Below are 13,541 nucleotides of genomic sequence, written 5' to 3'. Positions count from 1 at the left end.
ACTTTTGTCGTCCCATTTTTTTAAAAGTTTGCCAACCATCTTATCAACAAAAAATCCGATATATCAACAAAAATCAGTACTATATCAAAAAAAACCAATGCTTTATCAACAAAGTTCACAGCTTTATCAATAAAGTACACAAAGTGTTCGCCATTTCCAAATAACAACTAGATCCAACCGTTTTCTTTATTTCTTATATAAAAAGTCAGCTAATTCCTTACTTTTTAGTCTTCTATTTTTACGGATTTTAGCGCGATCTTCTCCGCCTTCGTATAAGAATTTTTCTTCTTCAGTTTCCGGAATAATTTGTGGAACTTTAATTAAACTTCCGTCTTGATCCAAGGCAACAAAAGTTAAAAAGGCAGTTGCTGCGATTTTTTCTTCACCTGTTTTTAAGTTTTCTGCAGTTACTTTAACGAAAACTTCGAATGATGAGGTACCAGTCCAAGTTACATAACTTTCGAATGCTACAGAATCTTTCATCGTGATCGGGTGAAGAAAATCTACTGAATCTGTAGAAGCAGTTACAATTGATGATCTACAGAATTTCATTGCGGAAATACTTCCGATTATATCTAAGTCATTCATCAGTTTTCCACCGAACAAAGTATTGTGACTATTTACATCATTTGGTAAAACCAAATTTGTTCTAATGACTCTTGTTTCTTTACAAGTTACCATATGTTTTTCCCCATTCTTTAATTTTCTATAAATTGTACACTATTTATTGGAGAAATTATCAAACTTTATTTAAAAAAATACAATTATGGTCTTCCAACTGCAGAATGCTTATTAATCCTCAATTCTTAAAGATGCTATTTAACATCGCTTAGTTAAAAGTAAATTTGTCAATGAAATTTGTGGGGAAATGTGCAAATTTAAATAAGTTTATTTGGGTCGTTTACATTGACTTTTACTTCTTAAGTCGGTATATTTATATCTTGTTGAGACGGGATAAATACTACATATGGGTGTTATGATGAAAGTGAACACCTATATATCGATATATGGTAAAATCGATATAATCTATACGAGGAGGAACAGGTGATGATAAATACAATAATTGATGCTGAATTACCTGCGAATATACAGAAATTAAACAAAGACATAATGCATTTTCCAATGATTACACCTATTAATCCTGAAATGCATAAAACGACATTTAAAGGTGTATCTAGAACGGTTATGTTAGATCGATATGCATTTAAAGATATTAAGCTTAAAACTTTAGGAACAGGTGACTTAGTTGTTTTAACATATAAGGATGATCCAAAGTTTCCTCGTCGTGGATATGGTGAAGTAATTGCAATTGACTATAATAATGAAGAAGTAACTGTTCAATTAGATTCTCAATTTGAGGATGGGGCAATGATTACAGTTGCATTTAATAAAGTCGACAAGCCACTTGAAATCTTCTATGAACAAATTGCAGACCGTGTAGCACGTGGACTTGCATCTGCAGAAACTCCAGAAAAATTCTCCGATGTAAAAGATATGTTTTATGAAATTTTAGCGAACAAAACATTTGTACCAGCGGGACGTGTGTTGGCTGGTGCGGGCACAGGGGCTTCGACTACATTTTTTAACTGTTATGTTATGCCTCATATTCACGATTCTCGCGATGGGATTGGTGAACACCGTAAGAAGGTAATGGAAATTATGTCACGTGGTGGTGGCGTAGGGACGAACGGATCAACTTTACGTCCAAGAGATACAATTGTATATAGTGTGAACGGACGATCAAGTGGATCAGTTTCTTGGTTACACGATTTATCTGAACTAACAAACTTAGTTATTCAAGGTGGTTCAAGACGTGGGGCACAAATGATTATGATGAATGTAAATCATCCTGATATCGTAGAATTCATCGTATCGAAGAACCAGAATCCAAAGGTTTTACGTTATATAGCGCAAACAACAAAATCGAAATTAATTCGTGAAGAAGTAGAGCGTAAATTAAAGTTTGAGCAAATTAGTACAACTGAAAAGGCTGCTTTTGAAGCTTTAATTCAACTTGCAACAAATGACGGAAAGTTGGATACACCTGAAGTAGAGCAAGCAAAAGAACTTCTTAAAGATGGCGGTAAATATTCAGTTCATAACCCTGAGTTTTTAACAGGTGCAAATATATCTGTTTGTTTAACTGATGACTTTATGGAAGCTGTTGAAAATGACGGAGAATACAAGCTTCAATTCCCAGATTTAGAAAATTATGATGATGAAATGCGATTAATTTATGATCAAGAATGGCAGGAATGTGGAGATGTACGTGAATGGGCAGCGCGTGGATACGGTGTAAAAACATACAACACAATAAAAGCAAAAGAGCTTTGGGATTTAATTAATGTGTGTGCTACTTATTCTGCGGAGCCTGGTATCTTCTTCTTAGATAATGCAAACAAAATGACAAATGCTGTATCGTATGGTCAAAAAGTAGTTGCAACAAACCCTTGTGGAGAGCAACCACTAGCTCCATTCTCGGTTTGTAATTTAGCAGCAGTTAACTTAGCGGAAATGACTGAAAATGGTAAAGTTAACTGGGAAAAGTTAAAACGAACTGTTCAAATCGGGACGAGAATGCAAGATAACGTAATTGATGCAACTCCGTATTTCTTAGAAGAGAACACGAAGCAAGCACAAGGAGAACGACGTATCGGTTTAGGGGTAATGGGATTACACGATTTATTAATTCGTTGTGGTTTAGTATATGGCTCTGAAGCTGGAAACAAGCTTGTCGATCAACTTTTTGAAGCAATTGCTACTGCTGCTTATGAAACTTCAATTGAGTTAGCGAAAGAAAAAGGTGAATTTCCTTTCTTATCAACATTTGAAGATGGAAGAGAACGTTTTATTAACTCAGGATATATGAAAAAAATGCCTGAAGAAATTCGTGAAGCTGTATTAGAAAATGGTATTCGTAACTCCCACTTATTAACAATCGCTCCTACTGGAAGCACTGGAACGATGATGAATGTTAGTACAGGGCTTGAACCTTATTTCAATTTCGTATACTTCCGTTCAGGACGTCTAGGTAAATTCATACCAGTCGTAGCAGATATCGCGTTAGAGTGGTTAGAAGCTAATGGTTATGAAGTAACGGAAGAAAATGTTTATGAGATGATTGAACATTTACCAGAACAATTTGTTGGAACGATGGACCTTTCTCCAGAAGCTCATGCGGATGTTCAATGTATTATCCAAAGATGGATTGATTCTTCAATCAGTAAAACGGTTAATGCTCCTAAAGGTTACACTGTTGAACAAGTAGCGAAAGTATATGAAAGATTGCATAAAGGTGGCGCGAAAGGCGGAACGGTTTATGTAGATGGATCTCGTGACGCTCAAGTGCTTTCACTAACAAACGAAGAAAATGATTTTACAACTGTAGAACTAGAAGCGGTTGAAAATGTTGATACGCAAAATCATCAAGATCAAATATCTCCAACGAAAACAGGTAATGTAGGTGTAGAAAACGGAGATACTTGTCCAATCTGCTTGGTTGGTACTGTAGTTGAGCATGGTGGTTGCAATACATGTGATAACTGTCAAGTACAGCTAAAGTGTGGAATATAGGTATGGAAAAAGAAGCCAATTGAGGCTTCTTTTTTTCATACTTTTTTACTCAGTGAATAGATTGAATTGTATGGTAGACACTAAATCGAGATATGGATTGTGAAGCAAAATCATAGTCAATCTATGGTTTTTTTGATATATGTAGAGAGAATATAATGAAGAAAAATATGGAAAAGGGGGATTAGATGACACAGGGAAATGGAGCAGGATGGAATTTTGACAATAGTTATTCAAAGCTACCAGAATTCTTTTTTGCTATTCAAGACTTAAATCCAGTCAGTTCACCAGAATTAGTTGTTTTAAATAAGCCGTTAGCAGAATCTCTTGGTTTAGATGTTCAAGCTCTTCAAAACGAAGAAAGTGTAAATGTTTTTGCTGGGAATCAAATTCCAGAAGGTGGATTACCGCTTGCTCAAGCGTACGCAGGTCATCAGTTTGCTCATTTTAATATGCTTGGGGACGGAAGAGCATTATTGTTAGGCGAACAGATTACTCCGAACAATGAGCGATATGATGTACAACTTAAAGGGTCAGGTAGAACGCCTTATTCAAGAGGTGGAGATGGTCGTGCAGCACTTGGGCCGATGCTAAGGGAATATATAATTAGTGAGGCAATGCACGCCTTAGGGATTCCTACAACACGGAGCCTAGCGGTAGTAACGACAGGTGAACGGATTCAGCGTGATACTAGACTACCAGGTGCAATCATGACTCGGATTGCTGCTAGTCATATTCGTGTAGGTACGTTCCAGTATGTTTCAAGATGGGGCAGTGTAAATGAATTAAAAGAACTTGCTGATTATACGATCCAAAGGCATTATCCAGAAATAAAAAGTGATGATCCGAATCGTTATCTTTTATTGTTAAAGGGAGTTATTAAAAGGCAGGTTTCATTAATTATCAAATGGCAAATGGTTGGCTTTATTCATGGAGTAATGAACACTGACAATATGACAATTAGTGGAGAAACAATTGACTATGGTCCATGCGCATTCATGGATACGTATGATCCTGCAACGGTTTTTAGTTCAATTGATCTCCGTGGTCGATACGCATACGGTAATCAACCAAAAATGGCAGGTTGGAATTTGGCGCGTTTTGCTGAAACAGTTATACCTTTATTGCATGATGATCAAGAAAAGGCGCTAGAAATAGCACAAGATGCAATTTCTGAATATCCTATTGCTTATGTTGATAATTGGGTAGCTGGAATGAGGAAAAAAATAGGATTATTTAAAGAAGAGGAACAAGATAAATCATTAATTGATGAATTACTTGAAATAATGGAAAAGAATAAAGCGGATTATACGAACACGTTCAGAGCATTATCATATGGGCAGAAAGATGAACCATTATTCGAATCGGCTGAATATAAACAATGGGAAAAGCAGTGGCATGAGAGATTAAATAGACAATCAGAATCAAAAGAAGAATCTCTTCAACTGATGAAAGACAACAACCCTACGGTCATTCCGAGAAACCATCGTGTAGAAGAAGCATTAGAAGCAGCGACTAAAGACGGAGATTATAGTGTAATGGAGAAGTTGGTTAAAGTACTTTCTAATCCATTTGTTGAGTCTAAAGAACAGGTGAGTTATTGTTCACTTCCACCTGATCCGGACCGTCCTTATCAAACTTACTGTGGAACTTAATTAAACTTTACTATATAAAAGTGCTACCTTTAATTTGGAGGTAGCATTTTTTTATAATCATTTAAGAATTTGAGCATACATTTTGAATATATCTTTAAAATTTACTATATTGGTAAAAGTATATTAAAAGTTCTCGGATTCATAAAATTAGAGGGGAAGCATTTCCCTCTTTTTATTTTTAATCGATAGGCTAAAGAGAAAGAAGTGGAGAAGTTGAAGAAGCAACAAATTTACATCATTTTATTTTGTATTATGGTGGTATGGGGATTTAATGTTATTGCTACAAAAGTTCTAGTAGAAAACTTTATGCCTGTTACGATGACAGCAATTCGTGTATTTACTGCTGGGGTAAGTGTTTTTGTTATTTTATTTTTAATTAAAAAAGTTCGATTGCTTACTAAGAAGGAATTTGGGTATGTTTTTCCTGCGATGCTTTTAAATGTAGTCGCACATCATTATTTTTTATCGATTGGTCTTTCTCAAACTTCAGCATCAAACGGGGGCCTAATACTCGGGATGGGGCCACTTTTAACAGCCTTACTGTCAGTCTTCTTTTTAGGTAGTGTAATGACCTTTGTTAGAATATTAGGCGTTTTATTTGGATTTGCAGGAGTTGCTTTTATTGTTTTCCAAAGTGGTGGCGGATTTCACGGAGTGTCACACGGAGATTTTTATGTGTTTTTAGCAATTTTAGCTCAAGCTTCAAGCTTCGTGTTAATTAAAAAAGCTTCTAAAACTTTAGACCCAAGATTAATGACTGGATACATGCTAGTGATGGGTTCAATCATTTTATTTGGAATCAGTCAAATACTTGAGCCAGGTGGATTGGCAAGTATGGTACATCATTCTGCTGGAATTTGGGCGGTATTTTTTGCATCTGCAGTTGTTGCTACAGCTATGGGGCATATGCTATATAACTTCGCACTTGGCAAGGTTGGTACAACAGAGGCAGCAATATTTTTAAATCTAAATCCATTTTTTTCTCTAATTGGAGCGGTATTATTTTTAGGAGAAAAAATCGTTTTAACACAAGTTGTTGGCTTTATTTTAATTTTAATCGGTGTGCTGTTCGGTTCAGGGGTTTACGAAGATCTATCCCGTAAAATTAAAAGGGATAATCAATTTCAAGCTTAATTCAATATGATTACTTCAGACAATTACCTAAAGGTGATTGTCTTTTTTATTTTGTCTAGGAAAATGATATATAATCTTCAGCATTTCATGAAAAAAAACTTGCTATTTAGGGCATATTAAAGAGTATTCATACTATTTGGAAGGACCTCTTGATTATGACAACAATCGATCCTAGCTCTCAGTCGTTAAATTCAGAAATAAATGAATCAGAAATTCCTAGTTGGTTTTTAAAACTAAATAAGCTTAAAGCTAATTTTAATCATATTGAAAATGAATCGCAGTTTTACGAACAGTTTTTAACTTTCTTAACTAATGAAGAAACAGCGCTAGAGCTGCAATATAAAAATTTAAAGCATATTGAAAAATTGGAGAGAGAAATCCAATTATTAGAAGAGCGTTATTCGAAAGTAATGCAATCAAAGCTTGGAAAAATAATTCGATTTTATTGGAAGTTAAAAAGATGGGCTATAAGAAAGATAAAAGGTAGGTGAGTTATTTTTGAACAAGTTTGAAATTCAACAAAGACTAGAAGAAATTGAAAAAATGAAAATCGAAATATACCAACGAATGAATAGAGAAATCCCTGAGGACTCTAACTTTTCAAAATATCATTTCAAAAAGTTAGTAAATGGTATTAGCGTAATTCTCCCAACATATAAAGGCGAAAAGGTTATAACTAAGTGCATTGAATCATTAAAAGAACAAACCCTTTCATCAAAATATTTCGAAGTCATCTTTATTATTAACGGAGAAAAGGATCAAACGGAAGAGATTTTGATGCAATTTATAAAAGAGCAAAGTATAAATCACTTCAAAATTCTTTATTCAGAAGTAGCTAGTGTTTCGGCGGCAAGAAATATGGGGATTCAAGAAGCATCTAAAAAATATATTACTTTCTTAGATGATGACGATTATATTTCTACTAATTATCTTGAGAAACTGTTTAATCACGCTGATGAAGATTCAGTAGTGATTACACAAGTTGTCGATGTGGATCTAAATGGAAACATGAACCCCAATAACCCTATTAACTCCCAAATTAAAAAAGCGCTGGATAATAAACTTTATACTTATAATGACTTGAATAGTGTTTTAACTATGAACGCTTGTAAACTGATACCAACAAAGAATGTAAAAACCCAACACTATTCTGTCGGATTAAAAAGTGGAGAAGATGTAGTATTTTTTACTAAATTATTTGCTTCACATTACTTTCATCTTAAAGTTGTTCCGTTAGAAGAGCATGCAATTTATTATCGAGTTTTAAGAGATAACTCGGTTTCTAGACGTGAAAATTCATTTGAGTTTAGTGTAATTGAGCGTCTTCAAGTAATGAAACATCTTGATGTTTTACTTGGAGAAACAAATAGTCCTACAATCCAACAATTCATTAAAGGGAAAATACACGCTCAATATGGATTTATAGATCGGTATATAAATAATAGCAATGAATTGAGAGAAAAAGTAACTGAAGAAGTAAATAAACATCGTTTTGTCTATTTCCCTTATTTTAAGCTATACAATGGTGAGGCACGTTCTTTAATAATTTCTTATTGTTTTCCACCATATGTTGATACAAGTGGCACTGTGATGGCTAAGCGTATTATCGAAAATAATGAAGTAGTGGACGTCATTTATAATGATATGTCAAAGGTAAGGGAAACTGATTATCGTCAAAATGCAATGGTGGATGGGTTTATTCTTAATAGAATGGAAATATCATCTGCTAGTAGTTTTAAACAATGGAAATCAATGAAAGATTTTATAAAAAAATCTCTAAAGGAAATTAAATTTAAAGAAAAAAGAAATGGTACATATCATAAAGTTTATAGCCGAGCACTTTGGCCAGCTTCACACTTTTTGGCATTTGAATATAAACTAAAAAATCCAAAAGTAAGATGGGTTGCAGAGTTCTCTGATCCGATCCTTTTGGATATTCAAGGAAATGAGCGTAAGTCTGCAATTATTGATCTAGGATTTTATAAAAAGGTTAATGCCCTTTTAAAGAAAAATAATTTTCCACTAGCGTTTAATAATAATATGTTTTTTTGGTGTGAATATATTGCTTATGCATTTGCAGATGAAATTGTGTTTACAAATGAAAATCAGATGAAATACATGTCCGAAATGTTCCCGTTGCAAGAAATGAAAGAGGTCATTTTAAATAAAGCAAAAATTTGTAATCAACCGACATTACCGAAGCAATATTATCACGTTAAGGCAAGTAAATATGGAATTGATCCAAGTAAAGTAAACCTAGGGTATTTTGGTACATTTTATCAAACGAGAAAATTAAATGAATTAATAGAAGGGCTTAAAATAACGAAGCCTGAATTAAGAGATAAAATTAAACTTCATATTTTTACTTCTGATCCAAAGGCTCTAGCAAATGAATTATCAGGAGAGACAATTGAACAAAATATTAAAGTTAATCCGTACGTTAACTTTTTAGAGTTTTTGAATTTTACAACGAAATTTGATTGTCTAGTCGTAAACGATGCATTCACGAAAGATTATAAAGATATTAATCCTTATTTACCGTCGAAATTGAGCGATTATAAAGGTAGTGGGAATAATATTTGGGGGATTTTTGAAAAAGGTAGTATATTAAGTAGATTTGATACGAAATACAAATCAGAAATTGGTGATACAGAAGGAGCCGCTAAAGTTTTTGAATCTTTAGTTATGGAGAAAATCATTCAACAAATCAACCAATTTGATGAAGAATTACCAAATGAGAAATTAAATTAAAACCGACGATATTTTTTATGAAGCTACTTCTAAATTGAGAGTAGCGATTAATTATAAAGGGTAGATGTTTAATGGTTAAAAAAAGCTTTCATTTTCTAGGACCAATTCTTATAGGGTTGGTCTGTAGTTATTTACTTGTTATCTGGTCTCATAATTATTTGTGGAAAAACGATGTAAAACTTTATCAGAATTGGATGCTAACAGATACTTTTAAATGGAACTTTTTGATTGTATCAGTTATTGTTTCCATCATTGTGATCGGTCTGTTTTCCCTTGGCTATAACGTTTGGTGGATTTTAGTGACGATTGTCGGGGCATTAGGAATATTCTCTTATGCACTATCGGAAAAAATAAAATATACTGGAGAGCCATTTCATCCAAGTGATTTACTTTTTCTGCGTGATCCAATCGTCTTTATTCAATTTTCAAAACTTCCTTCTATTCTAAAATGGAGTGGCCTATTTACTATTATAGCTTTTCTAGGTTTAGGCACTTATTTTGCATATAAAAAATGGAGAAATGCTTCTAAAAGGAAAAATGCTTTCCGCTTCCTATTAATCGTATCACTAGGCGTGTTTTTTTCATTTGGGGCTAAAGAAGGGTATGCCTATTTTGTTAAATATTCAAATGTACAATATATTCCTTGGAATTACGAAACTAGCGTAGAAAGATATGGTATGTATCCAACATTTTTAGTTACGTATATAAACAGTAAAAAGGAAGAGCCTAAGCTAGCTCCTAATGTAAAAGATGGAATTATTAAAGAGTTAAAATCAACGAAACCACTAACGAAGCCTGCACAATTACCGGATATTTTAGTGATCCAAAGTGAGGCTTATAATACTTTTGATGGTACGAAATTAACATGGAATACCGATCCAAATGCACCCCTTCGTTCAATAAATGAAGGGATTCATGGTACTTTAATCAGTAACACATTTGGAGGCCGAACGGCTAATGAGGAATTCGAAATCTTAACTAGCCTAAAATTAAAACGGAAATTGGAAGAGCGTACTCCATATCAAGAAGGAAAAATGGGAAATAGAGAAATGCCTAGTCTCGTTCAGGATGTTAGAAAATTAGGTATGGATCCAATTGCGCTGCATCCTTTTAAAACATCCTTTTTTAACAGAAAAGAAGTTTATCCTCATTTAGGGTTTAATCAGTTCTTGTCTGAAAAAGATTTAACGTCATGTGAAAAATTTGGTTCTTATATATCTGACGACTGTAGCTCCAAAAAAGCATTATCCTTAATTAATAAAAAAGGGAGTCAGTTTGTTTTCTTTGTGACAATGCAAAACCACTTTGATTGGCATAAAGGTCGCTTTCCGGAAGAAAATATTAAAGTAAGTGGAGTTCCAATGGATGACGCGTTAAAAGAAAAAGTGGGAAGCTATGCAAGCGGTATTTATAAAAGTGGAAATTCGCTTGTCTCAGTATGGCAGGAAATCAAAAAACGTAAAAATCCTACAATCGTCCTTTTTTACGGTGACCATCGTCCAACATTTGGTGATAAAAAAGAAACTTACGAGCAGTGGGGAGCGCCGATAGAGAAGAGCGAAGAAGAGGATTGGTATAATGAAACTCCTATGTGGATATGGAGTAATGACAAAAATACAATGGACAAGATTAAGAATTATTCAAAGCCATTTTTACAAAATGGTAATCTTACATTAGAATCATATGAAATTGGACCACTTCTAATGAAGATTCTTACGAATAACCAGATTGAACAAACTTGGTATGATTGGGTACTTAAAAATCACTCAAATGATGTTTGGGATTGGATCATTTATGATCGAGTATTTGGTGAAGGTATTACTTTTAATAATAGCGTTCATCAATAAAATAGTATCCGAAAAATCCATTTTTTGACTTTATACAGAAAGGGCCAAAACGGTCCTTTTTTTTGTGATAATAAATTGGCATTATACTGATTTACAAGTGATTCTTCAGCATTTTTAAAAAAAATTTACATAAAATGGTTCGTTTGGAAATATATACAAAATACGAATCATACTTTGGTAAAAAAATCAAATAATATATTTATTTTTTAACAAATAATGAGTTTTTTTGTAGTATAATCTTCTGGTTGACAGTTTAATAGATTGTCAGATTAGGAGGAACTATGAAAAAATTAAGTGCAATATTCTTAGCAGCCATTATGTTATTTTCTACTACTATTCATTCATTTGCTGAAGTAAATAAAGAAATTTATTTAACGAAGAGAAGTCAAGTATCAAATGATTCAGCAGCTATTGCTGATCGCATCTTAGGGGGAGAATTGTATGTTTCTCCAACCTATTCTTTTTATAAAACGACTAAAAAGATTACTTGGAAGGAGGATCCCTTTCATAGTACAACATGGCGTTTGTATTATCAAAGCCTAGATACTTTAAGTTTTTTAACAAATGCATATGAAAAAACGAATGATACAAAGTATTTATTATACGGTTTAAATTTAATCAAGTCATTTTGGAGTGTAAATTCGAATCCGGCTAAACCATCGGATTACTATACATATAATGCACATACTATTGCGAATCGCACGAATAATTTAATGTATTTTTATCATTATTATGCAAATTCATCAGTAGCAACCCAAACAAATGAAGACTACATAAAGAATATACTTCGATTACATGGCAGCTTGTTAAATAGCTCTAAGTATTATGATACAAAAACAAACTATGGTTATTTTCAAGATCGTGCCCTTATTCAATTTGCGGCCTATTTCCCTGAAGAAGCAACGAGTTCAACATGGAGAGTAAATGCACTAAATCGAACGAAGGCTCATATAAAAAAGGATTTCACGGTAGATGGTCTTCATAAAGAACATAGTCCACAATATTTTGACGTTGTTATGACTTTGATTGGGGATATAAATAAGATTGCAAATGATCGTGATTTGACGAATCTTTTACTAAAAGCACAAAATGCATTTGCGAAGCTTGTTTTATCAGACTTTTCGGTTCCTAGATTAGGTGATACAGACTTTCGTTATTTACCAAAGCCGAGTCAATATTCAGTATTAGATCCTGAATTCGAATATGTAATTACAAAAGGAAAAAGTGGTGTACAACCACCATTAGTAAGTAACATTTCTAACGCAGTTGCAGTTGTTAGGGATGGCTGGGGAGTAAATACTTCATCATTATTATTTACAGCTAGTAATTTTAGTACCTCACATAAACATGCTGATGATTTATCATTTATCTATTCTCAAAATGGTAAGGAAATCTTTACCGATGGGGGTAAATATAATTACAATACAAGTGATCCTTATCAAAAGTACTTAAGAACAACATTTGCTCATAATGTAGTTACGATTGATGGAAAGTCATATCCAATTTCAGTTAGCAATGTTGGAAAATCGAAAATGACGAATTTTATTGATAGCCCAGAAAGTGTCATTATTACAGGAGAACATACAATTTATAGCGGTGTTCGAGTTTATCGTACAATGGTGTACTTAAAGGAGAACAAAGTAACACTCATTCAAGACGAAATTCTTTCAAATACTAGTCATAAAACAGAACAAATTTTTAATATTGGTCAAGGAATCGAGAATTCAAAAATTGATCCAAGTTCTTTTTTACTGAATCAATCGATTATGTTCAAACAGCATACTCCTTCTAGCGTAAAAGAGTATTTTGGTCAGAAGACACCAATTAGAGGATTTGCTTCTACAGTATTTAACAGCATTTATCCTATTAAACAATTAGATTTTCAATCTAGTGGAAAAAATGTTCAATATTTTACAAGTATAAGTAATAATGCTAATTCTGTGATGAATTTTTCATTAAATGAAGATACATACAAAATAGACATGTCGGATGGAACATCATTTAATGTGATAAAACCACTAGGCACACCATATGTTTATAATGTCTCTGATCAAGACAAAGTATTGAAAGGATTCACACAAGGTGGAGCATTAATAAGTGTAATGGATGGAACAAAGCAGATTGCAAGTGGACAAGCTGATCTTACTGGTAATTTTACGATTAGTTTACCACTTCAAAAAGCGGGCAAAAAGCTAAATATTGTTGTAACTAGTAAAAATAAGCAATATAAGAATTCTGCGGTTACTGTGGTGCTGGATAAAACACCACCTAATACGCCTACAGTAAAAACTGCTTCTAGTAAAACAAAAATAATTAGTGGAACAACTGAAAAATCCATCAGCATATTAGCTAAAAACGGTAGTACAACATATACAACTACATCTGATAAATATGGAAATTATCAACTGAAAATTCTTGCTTTGAAAAAAGGAATCACTATATCTGTATCGGCAAAGGATAATGCAGGAAATATAAGTAAAGCAAAGCTAGTTAAAGTGAGTTAGTTTCACGAAAGAACAGTCATAATATTATTCAAGACAATTTACCATCACGGTGAATTGTCTTTTTTTTATTAAAAGAAACA

Annotated in this window: 8 protein-coding genes; 7 read left to right on the top strand and 1 reads right to left on the bottom strand. The window is 33.2% G+C overall.

Features of this window, described 5'->3' with window-relative positions; all coding sequences use genetic code 11:
* Nucleotides 1-186: 186 nt before the first annotated feature.
* Nucleotides 187-681: an acyl-CoA thioesterase gene (locus CN692_RS11785; RefSeq protein WP_098119358.1), complete on the bottom strand. Its 495-nt coding sequence runs from the start codon at nt 679-681 to the stop codon at nt 187-189.
* A 366-nt stretch (nt 682-1,047) separates the two neighbouring features.
* Between CN692_RS11785 and CN692_RS11780 the strand changes: the two genes are divergently transcribed.
* From CN692_RS11780 to CN692_RS11750, 7 genes are all read left to right on the top strand, one after another.
* The gene (locus tag CN692_RS11780; RefSeq protein ID WP_098119357.1) at nt 1,048-3,573 is read left to right on the top strand and encodes a vitamin B12-dependent ribonucleotide reductase; all 2,526 of its coding nucleotides are present in this window, start codon (nt 1,048-1,050) and stop codon (nt 3,571-3,573) included.
* Between the two features lie 185 nt (nt 3,574-3,758).
* Nucleotides 3,759-5,225 carry a protein adenylyltransferase SelO gene (locus CN692_RS11775; RefSeq protein WP_098119356.1) on the top strand — a complete coding sequence of 489 codons (1,467 nt, stop codon included), beginning with the start codon at nt 3,759-3,761 and terminating at the stop codon, nt 5,223-5,225.
* A gap of 204 nt (nt 5,226-5,429) precedes the next feature.
* A complete protein-coding gene (locus CN692_RS11770; protein ID WP_306659818.1) occupies nt 5,430-6,359 on the top strand; it encodes a DMT family transporter in 930 nt (309 codons plus the stop codon).
* 155 nt (nt 6,360-6,514) lie between these two features.
* Entirely contained in the window at nt 6,515-6,850 is a 336-nt protein-coding gene (locus CN692_RS11765; RefSeq protein WP_098170855.1) for a hypothetical protein, read from the top strand.
* 7 nt (nt 6,851-6,857) lie between these two features.
* Nucleotides 6,858-9,110 carry a glycosyltransferase gene (locus CN692_RS11760; protein WP_098119353.1) on the top strand — a complete coding sequence of 751 codons (2,253 nt, stop codon included), beginning with the start codon at nt 6,858-6,860 and terminating at the stop codon, nt 9,108-9,110.
* Nucleotides 9,111-9,181: 71 nt separating this feature from the next.
* The gene (locus CN692_RS11755) at nt 9,182-10,957 is read left to right on the top strand and encodes an LTA synthase family protein (protein ID WP_098119352.1); all 1,776 of its coding nucleotides are present in this window, start codon (nt 9,182-9,184) and stop codon (nt 10,955-10,957) included.
* Between the two features lie 281 nt (nt 10,958-11,238).
* Entirely contained in the window at nt 11,239-13,461 is a 2,223-nt protein-coding gene (locus CN692_RS11750) for a heparinase II/III family protein (RefSeq protein ID WP_098119351.1), read from the top strand.
* The last annotated feature ends 80 nt before the right edge of the window (nt 13,462-13,541 follow it).

Source organism: Bacillus sp. AFS002410 (genome assembly GCF_002556365.1).
Classification (GTDB): Bacteria; Bacillota; Bacilli; order Bacillales; family Bacillaceae_G; genus Gottfriedia.
The sequence above is the reverse complement of the archived record's forward strand: the minus strand, read 5'-3'. Positions and strand labels throughout refer to the sequence as shown.